Source organism: Mongoliitalea sp. (genome assembly GCF_054166905.1).
This window is the reverse complement of sequence record NZ_JBSZCK010000014.1, coordinates 103260-118737: the sequence shown is the minus strand read 5'-3', so window position 1 is coordinate 118737 and position 15478 is coordinate 103260. Positions and strand designations below refer to the sequence as shown.

The 15478-nt window shown below is 39.4% G+C and carries 18 protein-coding genes; all 18 read left to right on the top strand.

Annotated features, from left to right (window positions below; translation table 11 throughout):
- Positions 1–65 precede the first annotated feature (65 nt).
- The 18 genes from ACXIUD_RS04480 (at position 66) to speB (ending at position 15465) form a co-directional block, all read left to right on the top strand.
- Positions 66–323 carry a hypothetical protein gene (locus ACXIUD_RS04480; protein ID WP_458051419.1) on the top strand — a complete coding sequence of 86 codons (258 nt, stop codon included), beginning with the start codon at positions 66–68 and terminating at the stop codon, positions 321–323.
- A gap of 99 nt (positions 324–422) precedes the next feature.
- Positions 423–833: a 6-bladed beta-propeller gene (locus ACXIUD_RS04475; protein ID WP_458051418.1), complete on the top strand. Its 411-nt coding sequence runs from the start codon at positions 423–425 to the stop codon at positions 831–833.
- Complete coding sequence (locus ACXIUD_RS04470) at positions 800–1327, top strand: hypothetical protein (RefSeq protein ID WP_458051417.1); 528 nt, start codon at positions 800–802, stop codon at positions 1325–1327. Before ACXIUD_RS04475 ends, ACXIUD_RS04470 begins: the two co-directional genes overlap by 34 nt.
- Positions 1328–1728: 401 nt before the next feature.
- Positions 1729–4137: a TonB-dependent receptor plug domain-containing protein gene (locus ACXIUD_RS04465; RefSeq protein ID WP_458051416.1), complete on the top strand. Its 2409-nt coding sequence runs from the start codon at positions 1729–1731 to the stop codon at positions 4135–4137.
- A 32-nt stretch (positions 4138–4169) separates the two neighbouring features.
- Positions 4170–4586 carry an RrF2 family transcriptional regulator gene (locus ACXIUD_RS04460; RefSeq protein WP_458051415.1) on the top strand — a complete coding sequence of 139 codons (417 nt, stop codon included), beginning with the start codon at positions 4170–4172 and terminating at the stop codon, positions 4584–4586.
- A gap of 72 nt (positions 4587–4658) precedes the next feature.
- Positions 4659–4931 carry a DUF2061 domain-containing protein gene (locus ACXIUD_RS04455; protein WP_458051414.1) on the top strand — a complete coding sequence of 91 codons (273 nt, stop codon included), beginning with the start codon at positions 4659–4661 and terminating at the stop codon, positions 4929–4931.
- Positions 4906–5637, top strand: a complete 732-nt coding sequence (locus tag ACXIUD_RS04450) for a phosphoadenylyl-sulfate reductase (RefSeq protein ID WP_458051413.1) — start codon at positions 4906–4908, stop codon at positions 5635–5637. The genes ACXIUD_RS04455 and ACXIUD_RS04450 overlap by 26 nt, the downstream gene beginning before the upstream one ends.
- Positions 5638–5881: 244 nt before the next feature.
- Positions 5882–6778 carry a sulfate adenylyltransferase subunit CysD gene (gene cysD / locus ACXIUD_RS04445; protein WP_458051412.1) on the top strand — a complete coding sequence of 299 codons (897 nt, stop codon included), beginning with the start codon at positions 5882–5884 and terminating at the stop codon, positions 6776–6778.
- A gap of 223 nt (positions 6779–7001) precedes the next feature.
- Positions 7002–8264, top strand: a complete 1263-nt coding sequence (locus tag ACXIUD_RS04440) for a sulfate adenylyltransferase subunit 1 (RefSeq protein WP_458051411.1) — start codon at positions 7002–7004, stop codon at positions 8262–8264.
- A gap of 299 nt (positions 8265–8563) precedes the next feature.
- Positions 8564–10666 carry a HEPN domain-containing protein gene (locus tag ACXIUD_RS04435; protein ID WP_458051410.1) on the top strand — a complete coding sequence of 701 codons (2103 nt, stop codon included), beginning with the start codon at positions 8564–8566 and terminating at the stop codon, positions 10664–10666.
- Positions 10663–11433, top strand: a complete 771-nt coding sequence (gene cobA, locus ACXIUD_RS04430) for a uroporphyrinogen-III C-methyltransferase (RefSeq protein WP_458051409.1) — start codon at positions 10663–10665, stop codon at positions 11431–11433. Before ACXIUD_RS04435 ends, cobA begins: the two co-directional genes overlap by 4 nt.
- Before the next feature lie 231 nt (positions 11434–11664).
- Complete coding sequence (locus tag ACXIUD_RS04425) at positions 11665–12246, top strand: precorrin-2 dehydrogenase/sirohydrochlorin ferrochelatase family protein (RefSeq protein ID WP_458051408.1); 582 nt, start codon at positions 11665–11667, stop codon at positions 12244–12246.
- Positions 12247–12356: 110 nt separating this feature from the next.
- On the top strand, positions 12357–12602 hold the full coding sequence (locus ACXIUD_RS04420) for a hypothetical protein (protein WP_458051407.1): 246 nt from the start codon (positions 12357–12359) through the stop codon (positions 12600–12602).
- Complete coding sequence (locus ACXIUD_RS04415; RefSeq protein WP_458051406.1) at positions 12599–12922, top strand: type II toxin-antitoxin system RelE/ParE family toxin; 324 nt, start codon at positions 12599–12601, stop codon at positions 12920–12922. The genes ACXIUD_RS04420 and ACXIUD_RS04415 overlap by 4 nt, the downstream gene beginning before the upstream one ends.
- Positions 12923–13202: 280 nt before the next feature.
- Positions 13203–13883, top strand: a complete 681-nt coding sequence (locus ACXIUD_RS04410) for a hypothetical protein (RefSeq protein WP_458051405.1) — start codon at positions 13203–13205, stop codon at positions 13881–13883.
- Between the two features lie 104 nt (positions 13884–13987).
- A complete protein-coding gene (locus ACXIUD_RS04405; RefSeq protein WP_458051404.1) occupies positions 13988–14239 on the top strand; it encodes a type II toxin-antitoxin system ParD family antitoxin in 252 nt (83 codons plus the stop codon).
- Positions 14226–14534, top strand: a complete 309-nt coding sequence (locus ACXIUD_RS04400) for a type II toxin-antitoxin system RelE/ParE family toxin (protein WP_458051403.1) — start codon at positions 14226–14228, stop codon at positions 14532–14534. Before ACXIUD_RS04405 ends, ACXIUD_RS04400 begins: the two co-directional genes overlap by 14 nt.
- Before the next feature lie 106 nt (positions 14535–14640).
- Positions 14641–15465 (top strand): agmatinase, encoded by an 825-nt coding sequence (gene speB / locus ACXIUD_RS04395; RefSeq protein WP_458051402.1) that lies wholly within the window; start codon positions 14641–14643, stop codon positions 15463–15465.
- Positions 15466–15478: the final 13 nt, after the last annotated feature.

The window sequence follows — 15478 nt, the reverse complement described above, 5'->3', positions numbered from 1 at the left end:
AGTAATTTAAATTTCGATCGGCTAAGTTAAAGTATGTCAATAATTTGATCATACAGATAAGTGATATGGATTTAAAATTTAGATTACGCTTTCTAAAATTAACTGCTTACATATGTGCGATACTTGCAGTAGTTTGTTCTGGATATGTTTTTAGCAATTCAATTGAAGCTTTAAATACTCCTGAATCTTGGAGATTTTATGCTGCACTGGCGGGCTTTACAATTTTCTTTTCCATGTTGATTTTGTTGGTTATGGTGGACTTGGCATTGGTGATAGCACCTAAAGTTATGGACTATTTTAAAGATAAGCTTGGATTGACCTGAGGTTTTAATTGTGGCCTTCTTTTTGATTTTGTATATATTTGGCAATAATTGATAATCAAACATGAGGATTTGCCATATTATTTAATTTCATTATAGTACATGAAGAACTTTTTCATAGTTATCCTCTTTTTCTGTTTTGGCTGTACAAATTATTCATTGGAATCAGAAAGTGCATTTACTATTTCCATCAACCCAGATGAATCAATCGAAGGAAAGTTTTCTGATATTTTTGAGGACATTGAGTATGTCTTTTTAAGTAATGCAGACGATTTTCCCATTATTCGACCAGGGAAAATAGTTATAAGTGATTCCAGCATAAACTTAGTGGATTGGGACCTCGATAAGTTTGTTTCATACAATTTAAAGGGGCAGCCTTTATTTCAACTAACTCCATCCGGGGATGGTCCGGGTGAATTTATCAGGGCAGAAGATTTTCAGATAAAGATGGCTTCGTTTGGGATTCTAATTCAGGGAAGTTGTTATTCAGGATTCCGAATAGTTATCAAGTAGCATTATTTTCTTCTCAAGGAAAATTAGATGACCTTGTTACAGTGGATTTTGGTAGTGCAGGTATTTCGGAGGCTGAGAGAAATAACCTGTCTATTGACCAAACGATTGAATTACAAATGGATGAAAAGATTGTTTTGGAAATTTTTTCTTTCTACCCTGTCAAGTCTGGCTATTATCTGTCCTATGCTAGAGGCCTTAAAGAATCTATGGAGGTATTGCTCGATAAGAATTTTAAAATGGTAAAGCATTTGAAGAACATACAAAACGACATTGACCAAATGCCGGTAAATGTAGTGCCTTGGTTTGCAACAGACGAAGCTATTGGATTTTACATGCATGCGTCTGACTTTCGTAATGACTACAGAAAAATATTTTCTGATGATAAACTACCTTCCAGAGATTCCAATCTATACAGGTTCGTACATGAGTTTGGTCCTCGCTTAGGAGAGGATACATTTATTTTAGTGCTGTGTAAGATGAAGACATTGGATTAAATTATACAAGAGTTCAGGGAAGTGCTTAAAAAAAATTAGATTACTATTAAACAACCTTCTTACATAGTTATAAGTATATATAATATCGTTCAGATTAAATTTAATAAAATACATTATTTATATTCGAGAATGCATTTGTGATTTAAATAAAATAAAAAAAATGAAATTAAATTATCTTAAAAAGATTATAGTTGCGTGTTCGATAGTAATCTTTTTAGACTTTTTTTTAAAAGAAGTTAAAGTTTATGGAGGAGATGCTTGCTCTAGAGTTGAATATTATGATGGATGTGGTCAATTATATTGGGCTACAGGAAGTTCATCCTGTATAAATGTTATAAAGATTTACATGGATTTTGAATGTAGTACCTAACAAATTACATATTAAAAAAAATTTTGTTAATATGCGGCTGTTGCAATTTGTTGTTAAAGGTTTTATAGTTATTATTTTTTACATCGATCCTATCGAAAAAATTCGAACTTCTTTTGAACGGTGGATTCAGGAAATGCCCGAAGAGAAGGTTTTTCTACATTTTGATAGAGATATATTTGCTGCCGGTGAAACTATTTGGTTAAAGGCTTACCTTACATCAGGTCCGTATCTGTTGCCATCTTCCCTTAGTCAAACACTCTATATAGAGTTATGGGATAGTAATAATCACGTTGTTAAGCGTGAGTTAATTTACGGTTTTCATGGATTTAGCACCGGTTATTTGGAGCTTCCTGATTCGTTGAATACAGGGGAGTACCGTATCAGAGCGTACACACAATGGATGAGAAATAATGATGAAGCATATTTTTATGAGCGGATTATTCAGGTTTATGGCGAAAAGTCAATAAATCAGGACACAGTTTCTTCTATTGATAGCCTAACGTTACAGTTTTTTCCCGAAGGTGGAACACTCGTGCAGAATTTGTTTAGCAAAGTCGCTTTCAAAGTTGTTGGTTCAGATGGTCTTGGACGGAAGATTGAAGGGGTAATATTAGAGGATGATACAGAAATCACCCAATTTAGGAGTAATCATTTAGGAACAGGAATTTTTCCTTTAGTTCCACAGCAAGGTAAAATTTATACCGCCAAAATACATAACCATCCCTACATTTATGTATTGCCAGTTGCCTTACCAACAGGTATAGTTATGGCGGTCAATAATAACCCAGAAGCTGATTTTTTGCAAGTGAAGTTACTAGCATCAGTTGAGTCCAAATTGGAAGAAGTTTACCTCTTAGCCCAAAGTCGGGGGGTAGTAAATGCATCTGCTAAGGTAGACCTCAGCAATGGAATAGCATTTATCCGTTTGCCCAAACAAGAGTTTCTTTCAGGAATTGTTCAGTTAACAGTTCTTGATAAGGAAGGAGTCCCACTTACAGAACGATTAGTCTTTGTTGATCAAGGAGATCAGCTTCGTATAAATATACAGTCGCCAAAGCAAGTTTACCTACCAAGAGAAGAGACTTCTTTGGAAATTGAAGTTCTTGATAAAAATGGGGAACCAGTGCAGGGTAATTTTTCTCTTCGAGTAGTTGATTCAACTCTATTGCCAGAATCCCAAAACGTTACTTCTATCAGAACACATTTGTTGATGACGTCAGAACTGAAAGGCTTTGTAGAGTCTCCTGAATATTACTTTGATGAAAAAAATGAGGATAGATGGGAGGCATTGGATTATTTACTTTTAACACAGGGATGGCGCAAATATAGTATTCAAGAAGCATCGAAGGGGATTTTACCAGAATCGACATTTGGTGTAGAACGTGGAATTAGCATAAGGGGTACTGTTATTAATCAAGTCTCCAAACAGCCTGTTTCCAACGCAGATGTTTCCTTTTTATCTGTAAATCCAATTATTTCTTCTCTTAGTGTCAAATCTGATCAAGACGGTAGATTTGAGATGAATGATTTATATTTTTATGATGGGAGTGAAGTCTTACTAGAAGTTAAAGCTGCTAAAAATCGAAAATCTTTGGAGCTTTTAATTGATGAAGACAAAGAGGGCCTGTCTTTTAGTAAAAGAAATACAATTAACAATTTTCAAAAAAATCTAGGATTATTTTGGGAGGAAGCAAAAATCCGTAAGTCTATAGAGCAAGCTTTCCCATCCATTGATAATGAAGTGTTTTTGGATGAAGTAGAGGTTCTAGCTAAAAAAAATTCCAATTTAGAGGGTAAGCCAAGAATTTATGTGGGAGGTACAACCAAAATACAGGTTTCTGGGAATCCAGCTTTAGAAAATCTCTTTCATCCACTTGATCTCCTAAGAGGAAGGGTGCCAGGAGTTCAGGTATCTGGTTCTGGTCAGAATAAATCTGTTGCTATACAAGGGATAAATTCTTTGAACAGTTCTTCACAACCTTTGATTATGGTGGACGATATTCCAGTTTCTTTAGAAGTTTTGTTAACGCTTCCAGTTGAAGAAATCGAAGAGGTAACTGTATGGAAAGGAGGTGATACTGCTATTTTTGGGTCTAGAGGCTCAAATGGTGCCATTGGGTTTTATACTAAAAGAGGGAAAATATCTAATGCTGTTGAGAAAATCGATGTTAAAAAAAATCTGCCCCAAGGATTCAAAGGCTATCAGGTCCATAAAGAGTTTTATTCTCCTAGCTATGACGGGCAGCAATTACGCTCTCCCAAACCAGATCGCAGGGTTACATTATTTTGGGAGCCTATGATAGAAACTGATGTTAATGGAAAAGCCTCAATAAATTTTTTTAATCATGACCTTGAAAGTGAGATATTGGTAGAAATACAAGGATTGAGTTTTAGCGGTATTCCAGGAAGCGCTCAAATGTATTACCGCATACAGAAATAGACACCTTTTCAAAAATTCTTGTATTTTTGACCATGCTATCCAAAAAAACCAAATATGCTTTCCATGCCCTTACCTATTTGGGCAAAAACAGAGACCAAAAGACAGTGTTGATTCAAGATATCGCTGCGGAATACGGGATTTCCCATAAGTTTTTGGAAAATATCCTCTTGGAACTCAAAAAAGCGGGCATCTTAGGTAGCAAAAAAGGAAAAGGTGGAGGCTATTACTTAATCAAAGACCCCAAGGATGTAGCCCTTTCAAAGGTAATTCGCTTATTGGATGGGCCGATTGCTTTGCTTCCCTGTGTAAGTTTAAACTACTATGAGCCCTGCGCGGAATGCAAGGATGAAACAGCCTGCGGCTTGAATAAAGTGATGATTCAAGTTCGGGACGAAATGTTAAATGTGCTGGAAAACAAGAGTTTAGCGGATATTTTGGACAAAGAATAAAATTTTTTACCTAATTACCCTATAAAATAAATAGGTTTTATATACTTTTGTAAAATACTTGTATTCGAACCTATGATACTAGATCAGCCCATCAAGCGATGGTTTATCAATAAAAAGGGACAGGACAGCAACATCAAGAGCTTCCTAAAGTCCATATCCTGGAGGATAGTCGGCACCTTGGATACCATGGTTATCTCTTATTTCGTGACTGGGGAATTGATGATGGCGATATCTATAGGTTCTATTGAAGTCATTACTAAAATCGCTTTGTATTATTTACATGAGCGCGCATGGGAAGCAGCAACTAAACAAAACAAAGATGAGCCTACCAAAGAGTTTGCATGAGTTGGAAGCTAGTATCGCTAATCTTTCCTTGGAGGAGGAGTTGCAGGTAATAGCGAATCATTTTCAAGGGAAAATCACTTTTTCCACCTCCCTAGGGCAGGAAGATCAAGTAATTACGCATTTGATAGCATCCTTGAAATTGCCAGTTAGCATCTTCTCTTTAGATACAGGACGTCTCTTTCCCGAAACTTTGGACTTGTTAGCGCGCACCCAAGCTAAATACGAACTTCCTATCAAGGTGTATTATCCCGAAACTCAACAGGTGGAGGAATTAGTGCTCCAACAGGGTATCAATGGATTCTACGAAGGGGTGGAGCAGCGAAAAAGATGTTGCTTCGTTAGGAAGGTAGTCCCTTTGCAGCGAGCATTGGCGGGTAATCAAGTTTGGATAACAGGCCTGAGAGCTGAGCAAAGCCCCAATCGCGCCAGCATGAAGCGCTTGGAATGGGATGAAGCCAACCAAATCATCAAGTATAATCCTTTGCTGGATTGGACCTACGAGCAACTCTTGGAATACATCCATGCACATAAAATTCCTTACAACCCCTTACACGATCAACAGTTCATCAGCATCGGTTGCGCTCCCTGTACCCGAGCCATCCTACCCGGAGAAGATCCAAGAGCAGGCAGATGGTGGTGGGAAGAGTCGAAGAAGGAATGTGGCTTGCATGGGAGTAGAAGCGAGAGTTTAGAAGCGAGAAGCTAGACATAATTTAATTGTACCAAGTACCAAGTATAAAGTACCAAGATGGGATTCGTGTAGAATCATAAAATTTGACCTGAAAATATTTGTCATGGTTTTAAATGCCATAGACAAAAACAACATTTAAAACCTAGTGCCAATACTAGAATAATTGTGTTTCAACGAGCATTTGAGTCTTGTCTATTGACTCTTATCTCTTTTAACCAAATCTAAATTCTAAATTCTAAAATCTAAAATCAAAAATACCATGTCCTCCATATACTTCAATCCTAAAGAATCCGAATCCATCTACATCCTGCGGGAAGTGGCGGCGCAATTTGAGCGTCCAGTACTTTTATTCTCGGGAGGGAAGGATTCCATTACTTTGGTGCGATTGGCGCAAAAGGCTTTTTATCCAGCTAAGATTCCTTTCCCATTATTGCACATCGACACAGGGCACAATTTCCCTGAGACCATTCAATTCAGAGATGAATTGGTTAAGGAATTGGGTCTGGAACTCATCGTGAGAAATGTACAGGATTCCATAGATCAAGGGAAAGTTCGGGAGGAAAAAGGCCGCTATGCCAGCCGAAATACCTTGCAAACGACCACACTTTTGGATGCGATTGAGGAATTCAAATTTGATGCTTGTATTGGAGGAGCGAGGCGGGATGAGGAAAAAGCGAGAGCAAAAGAACGTGTATTCTCCGTAAGAGACGATTTCGGTCAGTGGGATGAGAAAAACCAGCGTCCTGAGTTCTTTGATATGCTCAACGGACGTATTGAGCAAGGGCAAAATGTTCGTGTTTTCCCGATCTCTAATTGGACAGAATTGGATGTATGGGAATACATCAAAACTGAAAATATTAACATCCCTTCCATCTACTTTGCACATAAGCGGGAAGTTTTCTTCAGGGATGGACTGATTTGGACTGCCAATGAGCATGTGTACAGAGAAGCTCATGAAGAAGTTGTTGAGAAAATGGTGCGCTTCCGTACAGTCGGTGACATGACTTGTACAGCAGCGGTGTTGTCTGAAGCGGATACACTAGAAACTGTCGTAGATGAAATTCGTCAATCCACCATCTCCGAAAGAGGTGCCAGAATCGACGACAAACGATCGGAAGCAGCGATGGAAAAACGGAAGAAGGTGGGGTATTTCTAGAAGCGCAGAAAGTGTACCAAGTACCATGAACCATGTACCAAGTAGAAATTCGTGTAAAAAATCAATCCTTTCCTTCTATGCTAACGAATCCATTGAATTTAGCCAAACCTCTTATTTCAACCTTATTTCTACTTATTTCCACTTTATTTCAATTAAACCTCTATCGCATTTCTGATACCCACAAAGTCTAGCGTCTAATGTCTAACGTCTAACGTCTAAAAAAATGGAAAATAGAAAATTGATAAAAATAGCTACTGCCGGTTCGGTGGATGATGGGAAAAGTACCCTGATCGGTAGATTATTGTATGATACGGGTTCTTTGACCACGGATAAACTGGAGGCCATCGAGAAGACCAGTCGGCAGCGGGGTTTTGATTACCTTGATTTTTCCTTGGCTACGGATGGTTTGGTGGCTGAGCGTGAACAAGGGATTACCATCGATGTGGCCCACATTTACTTCAATACCGATAAGACCAACTTTATCGTAGCCGATACACCCGGGCACGTGGAGTACACCCGCAACATGGTAACAGGTGCATCCACTTCGCAAGTTGCCATCATCCTAATCGATGCCAGAAAAGGGGTGATCGAGCAAACCTACCGACATTTTTTCATCAGTAATTTGCTCCGCCTTAGTCATGTAGTGGTTGCTATCAATAAAATGGATTTGGTAGGCTATGAGGAAGATGTGTATTTAAAAATCAAAGCAGATTTTGATGCCTTGGTGGAGAAAAGCAACTTCCAAACAGAGCAGATTACCTTTATTCCCATTTCAGCCTTGAAAGGTGAAAATATTGCCAAGAAATCTGAAGAAATGCCTTGGTATGTTGGAAATACTCTCTTGGATCATTTGGAAGTGTTGGAGCCAGAAGATTTGCAGGAGCAAGCATTCGCAAGATTTCCAGTTCAGTATGTCATCCGTCCCAAAACAGATGCTTTCCATGATTTCAGAGGTTTTTCAGGAAAGTTGTATGGAGGAATCCTTCAGGTAGGCGATGAGGTAACCATTTTGCCATCTTTCACCGAATCCAAAATCAAATCCATACAATTCTTTGATCAGGAGTTAGAAGTGGCCGTTCCGGGTGCTTCAGTTACCATCACCTTGGAAGATGAGGTAAACATCAGCAGGGGAGACATGATTGTCAAATCTTCGGAATTACCAACCTCTGAGAAAAGCATTACTGCTACCATCTGTCAAGTGAATCATAAGCCCTTGAGAATCGGAGAAAAATATACCTTGCAGCACGGCGTCAACCGTGTTTTGGCCAAAGTAGAAGCTATCCAATCCAAAATCCAAACCGACTTCAGCGGGGAAGAAGCTACTGAAACCTTGAAGTTAAATGATATAGGCAAAGTGAGTTTCAAACTCAGTAAGCCCATTCATTTCGATTCCTACCAAGTTAACCGGTCTAATGGAAGCTTTATCCTGATCGATGAAGGAACGCATGATACGGTGAGTGTAGGTTTTATAGAGGCGAGAAACTAGAAGCGAGAGATTAGACTTAAGAAACAAGAAGCAAGAAACAAGAAGCAAGAAGCAAGAAACAAGAATCAAGAGAGAAGTGCATTTCAAAAGTACGGTACGAAGTACCAAGACGGTTCGATAAGTAATTTTGTATTACAATTTGAATTTTCGACTTTTTTAGAAACCATTAGGTTTCTAAAATTATTGTAAGCTCTCTAATAAAACCAAATTGTAAACTCACAAGAAATCCATACTTGGTACTTGGTACCTTGTACTTCGTACAACATATTACTCTACTTAACCTATAGAATAAACTAACAATGGAAAGCTTTAGAACCGAGATTGAGAATCCCCTTGTCGAAAAGGACATCATCGAATTGGAGCGGAAAATCCGGCTGTTTCGGGAGGGGAAAATAGATGAGGAGAAATTCCGCAGCCTTCGATTGGCGCGTGGGGTCTATGGACAGCGACAGCCGGGCGTTCAGATGATCCGTATCAAATTGCCTTATGGACGTGTTACCGGTAATCAGCTCATCCGTATCTGTGATGTTTCGGATAAATATTCGACTGGAAAACTCCACATTACAACACGTCAGGACATTCAGATTCACTATGTGAGTTTGGACGAAACCCCGCAACTCTGGGCAGAACTGGAAAAAGATGATGTGACTTTGCGTGAGGCTTGTGGGAATACGGTGCGAAATGTGACAGCCTCAGAAACTGCCGGAATCGATCCTAACGAACCTTTTGACGTCACTCCCTATGCGGATGAGGTCTTTCGTTATTTCCTTCGCAATCCTGTTTGCCAAGAGATGGGCAGGAAATTTAAAATGGCATTTTCCTCTTCCGATGAAGATACCGCGCTTTCCTACTTGCATGATTTAGGATTTATTCCAAAAGTGAAAGTAGAGAACGGACAAGAAGTCAGGGGTTTCAAAGTATTGCTAGGAGGGGGATTGGGTTCTCAGCCTAGGCATGCAAATGTGATTACTGAATTCTTGAAAATCGAAGAGTTAATTCCATTCATTGAGGGTGTTTTGCGAGTATTTGACCGACATGGAGAGCGGGCAAGACGCTTGAAGGCACGTATGAAGTTTTTGATTAATGACATGGGGATTGAGTCATTCTTGCAGTTGGTAGAGGAAGAGAAAAAAGCTTTGCCTTATAAAACCTATCCAATTGAAGTTGAAAGCTATGAGTCAAGTAAAAGTCTTCCAAATCCCGAATTGGTAGAGATTTCAGAACCACTTGACCTAGCCTACGAGCAATGGAAAGTGACTAATGTTATTCCACAGAAACAGAAAGGATATGTAGCTATTGGTGTGAAAGTTTTATTGGGGGATTTTACTACTGCTCAAGCTAGAGCCATCGCAGCCTTGGCTCAGCAGTTTGCTAATGATGAAATCCGATTTACGCTCAGACAAAACTTCTTGATCCGCGATGTGAAGGAGGAGCTAATACCTTATTTCTATCAAGAGTTGAAGAAAATTGGGTTGGCGGATTATGGCTATAATTCCTTAGGTGATATTACGGCATGCCCAGGCACGGATACCTGTAACTTGGGAATTGCGAGTAGTACGGGGATTGCTAGGGAATTAGAAAAAGTAATAGCCCAAGAATACCCACAATATCTCCAAAACAAAGAGTTGACCATCAAAATATCTGGTTGTATGAATGCCTGTGGGCAGCATAATATGGCCCATATTGGATTTCAGGGTATGTCCTTGAAAGCAGGTAAGACTGTGTTTCCTGCCTTGCAAGTGTTGCTAGGAGGAGGAACTTTGGGAGATGGTAATGGACGTTTTGCGGACAAGGTGATTAAAATTCCAAGTAAACGAGGTCCTCAGGCACTGAGAATTTTATTGGATGACTTTGCTCAAAATCAAGAGTCAGGAGAAGATTTCCTCCATTACTACGATCGGAATGGACAAATGTATTTTTATGATATTCTGAAAGTTTTGACTTATACAGAAACACTTACTGAAGAAGATCAAGTTGACTGGGGAAATGAAGATGCTTACAAAGTGGCAGTGGGTGTAGGAGAATGTGCAGGAGTGGTGATTGACTTGGTAGCTACCTTGCTATTGGAAGCCCGTGAGAAGTTGGATTTATCCAAAGAAGCTTTTGTGGAAAAACGATGGTCTGATAGCATTTACCATACCTATGCAGCCTTGGTCAATGCAGCCAAAGCTATTTTATTATCCGAAAACAAGAGCACCAATTCCTACGCGAATATTGTGAATTTGTTTGATGAGACCTTCGTGGATACAGGAAAGATAATCATCGAAGGAACGCTCAAAGAGATCATTTATCAAATCAATCAACACGAACCATCCGAAGCTTTTGCCCAATCCTATTTTGAGGATGCAGGAAAAGTATTCGAGGCTATTAGTTCATACAGAGAAAAGGAGGTACTTGCATGAATCAGCTCATCAAACCAAAAGTTACACTCGTAGGAGCCGGTCCAGGTGATCCCGAATTAATCACCTTGAAAGCCATTTTGGCGATCAATAAAGCTGATGTGGTCTTGTACGATGCATTAATCGATAAGTCCTTGCTCAAACACGCTCCCGATAAAGCGATCAAAATCTTTGTAGGTAAAAGGGTAGGTAAACATTCCTGTCCTCAAGAGGAGACCAATCGGCTCTGTGTGGAATATGCCCTCAAACACGGACATTTGGTCAGACTAAAAGGAGGAGACCCCTTTGTATTTGGTCGTGGTTCGGAGGAAATCGACTACATCGAAGCGTTTGGTATTCCTACGGAGGTCGTGCCAGGGATTACCTCTGCGGTGGCAGTTCCTGCTTCCATCGGCATTCCCGTAACCAAGCGAGGGGTTTCCGAGAGTTTCTGGGTTATCACAGCGACCACAAGTTACGGAGAACTCTCCCGTGATATTGCTATTGCTGCTCAATCTACGGCTACAGTAGTGATTTTGATGGGCACCAAAAAGCTGCCTGAAATTGTGAAGGCTTATACATCAGCTGGTAAAGCAGATATTCCTGTGGCCATCATTCAAAATGGCACTACCAAAGAAGAGCAGTTTGTTGCCAGTACCATCCAAGACATCACTTTCAAAGCTGCCCAAGCCGGCATTGCCGCACCTGCGATTATTGTGGTAGGAGAGGTGGTAAAGGAGAGTTATCGATTGAAGGAGGTTTATGAACAGGTGGAAATAAAGTTGAAATAAACTACGTGAAATAAGGTGGAAACATACTTTGTGAAATAATCTTGAATCAAAAATTATTCCCGATACTAGGGAGGATTTGTCCAACAAAAATTATTTCAATTTTATATCAACCTTATTTCTACCTTATTTCAATTATTGAAGGATAGTATTTCCTCGGAAAATCTAAGTCTTGCATCTTGATTCTTGTTTCTTGTCTCTAATCTAATTTCTCGCCTCTAACCATCTAAAAACATGAACCATTTATACCCCATCTTCCTCAAAGTTCACCAACTCAACGTCCTCCTTGTCGGAGGTGGTTTTGTGGGTACGGAGAAACTCTCCTTTCTCCTCAAAAGTAGTCCTGAAGCACATGTGACAGTAGTGTCCAAAGAATTCAATTATGAATTCTTGGAGATTGCTAGAGCAGCTCCTCATGTGACCTTGATTAAGGAAGCTTACCACGAAAAGTACTTAGGGGGCAAACATATTGTCATCGCTGCTACCAATTTCCCAGAAATCAATAAGCAGATACATGATGAGGCCAAGGAACGTTTTATTTTGGTCAATGTGGCCGATACGCCGGCTTTGTGTGATTTTTATTTGGGCGGGATAGTGACCAAGGGGAATTTGAAGATTGCCATCAGTACCAATGGCAAGTCCCCGACTACAGCCAAGCGATTGCGTGAACTCTTTGAGGAGATTTTGCCGGAAGAAATCGATGTTTTGCTAGAAAACCTAAATGCCTACCGCGCTACCCTGAAAGGTGATTTTGAGTACAAGGTCAAGGCTATGAACGAGATTACTGGGATGCTAGTGGAGAAGGAGCGGGTGTAAAGTTACTCAGACTGGGTTCTCGCATAGACGGAAAGGTTAAAAGGAAAAGCTACTACTAAAATGGGTGGGAAGATTACATGAGATTTTTTAACTTTGTAAAAAAGGAAGTTATGAATATTGAAGCGAGGAAAATAAAGTTTATTCAAGAGTTTTTGCAACTTGAAGATGAAGATTCAATTTCAAAACTTGAGAGTTTATTAAGTTTGGAGAAACTGGAGTCTGGAAAAAGCAACTTAAACCCTTTTGATAAAGAAGAATTATACAAAAGGATTGAAAGGTCAGAGGAGGACTTTGAAAAAGGTAGATTTAAATCCTCCGAGGAATTACTCTTAAAATATCAGAATACAAAAATATGACTATTATATGGTCACTTTTTGCAGAGAAACAATTGGATGAAATTTTTGATTATTACTCGAAAAAGGTAAGTCATCAATTGGCTTTGAAAATTGTTTTAGAGCTCATTGAAGCTCCTGAAATTTTAAAGAGAAATCCTTTAGTTGGTCCAATAGAAGAGTTTTTAAAAGGTAGGCACATTGAGTATCGTTACCTGATATGTACTAATTATAAAATCATTTATTCTGTAGATGAGGAGAATAATTGTGTCAAAATATCCGATGTTTTTGATACGAGACAAAATCCCTCAAAAATAAAGAGGTCAAATAACCCTAAGACCTAAATTTAATAGAAAACCTAAGTTTAATAACGGTTTCTCGCGAAGGCGCAAAGGCGCAGTTGTTCGCTAGCTTCTCTTAATTTTGAATTTTTTTTTATTATAGGTGCGTTGGCTTTTTCTCAAGCTCACATAGGTAATCGATTGGCACTAGTTCAATTTATAAGTTCTGAATTCATTATCCCAACTTTTTCTTAGCGCCTCTGCGAGAACTATCCCAAAACCGTAACCACTTTCTTACTTTTTCGTTCAGAAAGTCAATACCTTCTTCTGAAAATAAGCGCTTATGAAAGCAATACTTTCTTTCTTACTAGTTTTTCTTAGTCTTTCTTTTTCAGCCCAGGCTCAGGAAATGCTTGGAGGACTACGATTCAATGCGGGACTTCCTACCGCTGATTTCCGATCAGAAGTGGGCAGTCAATGGTTCCCTTCCCTCAATCTTGGATTTTTACATCAGCTTTCAAATACGCCCATTTATGTGGGGGGTGAGTTTGGCTATATGCTATATGGAACAGCTGTTCATAGAAGTAGAGAAGTGATCAACGGGACTGATCAGCGATTCAGAATTAGAAGAAATAATAATGCCATTCATCTGTCAGGAGTAGTTCGTGTCATGCCGGATATTGGAATTGGTGTTCGTCCCTTTGTAGAAGGTCAACTGGGGGCTATTCATACCTATACTCGTTCCAAAGTCAGGGAAAATAGACTCACAGAACCTTTTGTAGCAGGGACAGAAGTGTATGATTGGGCTCATGTGTATCAATTGGGAGGTGGTTTGATGATACCCTTAGAAAAGGGAGGGGATACATTCCTTGAACTGAGGGTGAATTACATGCAAACGGGCGTAATGAATTTCTTAACAAGCCGTGATGCGAGCTATGATGCCCAAGGAGCCGTAACCCTGAATACCCGGAATGCAGCCTTTCAATTGCTGACGCCGAGTATTGCATTGAAGTTTTTTCTTTAAGTTAGGTGGTTGGGTTGATTAGTTCATTTTTTCAAACGAGAATACAGATTCTTGCATTTTGGTGATTTTACCAAAAATTGGTATTTTAGTGAAAAAGTTTAGCTATGGCAAAAAACACATCTATTTCGTTGGGAGAACACTTTGAAAGCTTTATTCAAAAAGGTATTGATGATGGTAGATACAACAATGCTAGCGAGATGGTAAGGGCTGGATTAAGGCTGCTAGAGGAAGAAGAGGCAAAGGTAAAGGCTTTACAGTTAGCTATTCAAGAAGGATTAGACAGTGGAATAGTAGAAGATTTTGATCCTCAACTATTTTTAGAGCAATTAAAGGCAAATTATAATGCTGAACCCTAATTTCTCTTTAACAAGAAAGGCCCTTCAGGATATTGCTAGTATTTGGGAATATACGGTTTTCAACTGGTCTGAAAGACAGGCGGAAACTTATTATCAAACACTCTTAGAAGTATGTGAGATGATAGGTATGCAACCTTCAATCGGGCAAAGATATCCAGAGATTAAGGATGATATATTTGGGTTTAAATCGGGGAAACATATCGTTTTTTACAAAGTAATTGAAAAAAATCACGTTCTAATTGTTAGAATTCTTCATGAAAGAATGGATTTAAAATCAAAGTTCCACAAGGCCTAATAAATCAGGCTAGCTAACTCCTCCCTCAAACTACTAGGATGGCTCTTTCAGATGTATTTAGAGTAGAAATTAACTATTAAATATTAAATTCAATCAAAAACCACCCATGATCAAACTACTCGGAATACCCTTTGACGCTAATAGTTCTTTCCTCCGTGGATCGTATTTAGCTCCTCCCAGAATACGCCTGATGGCAAGTGAAGGATCCGCCAATAACTACACCGAGGAAGGAGTCGAAATCCTAGCAGGTAGGGATTATCAGGATTTAGGAGATTTATCATTTGCCAGTCAGGATCCCCAAAAGGCTTACGAACACATCAAAGCAGCTGTCAGTGAAGCCATCGCCGATGGAAGCAAACTCCTGAGTTTGGGAGGGGATCATTCCATCGCTTACCCAGTCATTGAAGCCCATGCTTTGAAATATGGGCCTTTGAATGTGCTTCAGCTCGATGCTCATGGGGATTTGTATGAGAATTTTGAAGACAATCCCTATTCCCATGCCTCTCCTTTTGCACGCTTACTAGAAAAAGGCTTGCTAAAATCCCTGACTCAGGTGGGAATCCGAACACTGACGCAACATCAGCGGGAACAGGCTGCTAAATACAGGGTCAAGATCATGGAAATGAAAGATTTCAGTATGGATTTTATCAAGACATTAGAAGGACCGCTGTATATTTCATTGGATATTGATGTATTGGATCCTGCGTTTGCTCCTGGAATATCGCATTATGAGCCAGGGGGAATGAGTTCACGTCAGCTACTCGATATTATTCATGCTATCCAATTACCAATTATTGGCGCAGACCTGGTTGAGTATAATCCAATTCGAGATCATCACGACATGACTGCGATGCTTGCATTCAAATTGGTGAAAGAGTTGATCGGTAAAATGAAACAAAAAAAAGCCCTGTCGAGGATGCAGGGCCTTTAGGGTTCTTTAATAG

Excerpts from the sequence above, each read along its gene's own strand:
- ACXIUD_RS04480 (WP_458051419.1), top strand. The coding sequence starts at position 66 with ATGGATTTAAAATTTAGATTACGCTTTCTAAAATTAACTGCTTACATA.
- ACXIUD_RS04475 (WP_458051418.1), top strand. The coding sequence starts at position 423 with ATGAAGAACTTTTTCATAGTTATCCTCTTTTTCTGTTTTGGCTGTACA.
- ACXIUD_RS04465 (WP_458051416.1), top strand. The coding sequence starts at position 1,729 with ATGCGGCTGTTGCAATTTGTTGTTAAAGGTTTTATAGTTATTATTTTT.
- ACXIUD_RS04460 (WP_458051415.1), top strand. The coding sequence starts at position 4,170 with ATGCTATCCAAAAAAACCAAATATGCTTTCCATGCCCTTACCTATTTG.
- ACXIUD_RS04455 (WP_458051414.1), top strand. The coding sequence starts at position 4,659 with ATGATACTAGATCAGCCCATCAAGCGATGGTTTATCAATAAAAAGGGA.
- ACXIUD_RS04450 (WP_458051413.1), top strand. The coding sequence starts at position 4,906 with ATGAGCCTACCAAAGAGTTTGCATGAGTTGGAAGCTAGTATCGCTAAT.
- cysD (WP_458051412.1), top strand. The coding sequence starts at position 5,882 with ATGTCCTCCATATACTTCAATCCTAAAGAATCCGAATCCATCTACATC.
- ACXIUD_RS04440 (WP_458051411.1), top strand. The coding sequence starts at position 7,002 with ATGGAAAATAGAAAATTGATAAAAATAGCTACTGCCGGTTCGGTGGAT.
- ACXIUD_RS04435 (WP_458051410.1), top strand. The coding sequence starts at position 8,564 with ATGGAAAGCTTTAGAACCGAGATTGAGAATCCCCTTGTCGAAAAGGAC.
- cobA (WP_458051409.1), top strand. The coding sequence starts at position 10,663 with ATGAATCAGCTCATCAAACCAAAAGTTACACTCGTAGGAGCCGGTCCA.
- ACXIUD_RS04425 (WP_458051408.1), top strand. The coding sequence starts at position 11,665 with ATGAACCATTTATACCCCATCTTCCTCAAAGTTCACCAACTCAACGTC.
- ACXIUD_RS04420 (WP_458051407.1), top strand. The coding sequence starts at position 12,357 with ATGAATATTGAAGCGAGGAAAATAAAGTTTATTCAAGAGTTTTTGCAA.
- ACXIUD_RS04415 (WP_458051406.1), top strand. The coding sequence starts at position 12,599 with ATGACTATTATATGGTCACTTTTTGCAGAGAAACAATTGGATGAAATT.
- ACXIUD_RS04410 (WP_458051405.1), top strand. The coding sequence starts at position 13,203 with ATGAAAGCAATACTTTCTTTCTTACTAGTTTTTCTTAGTCTTTCTTTT.
- ACXIUD_RS04405 (WP_458051404.1), top strand. The coding sequence starts at position 13,988 with ATGGCAAAAAACACATCTATTTCGTTGGGAGAACACTTTGAAAGCTTT.
- ACXIUD_RS04400 (WP_458051403.1), top strand. The coding sequence starts at position 14,226 with ATGCTGAACCCTAATTTCTCTTTAACAAGAAAGGCCCTTCAGGATATT.
- speB (WP_458051402.1), top strand. The coding sequence starts at position 14,641 with ATGATCAAACTACTCGGAATACCCTTTGACGCTAATAGTTCTTTCCTC.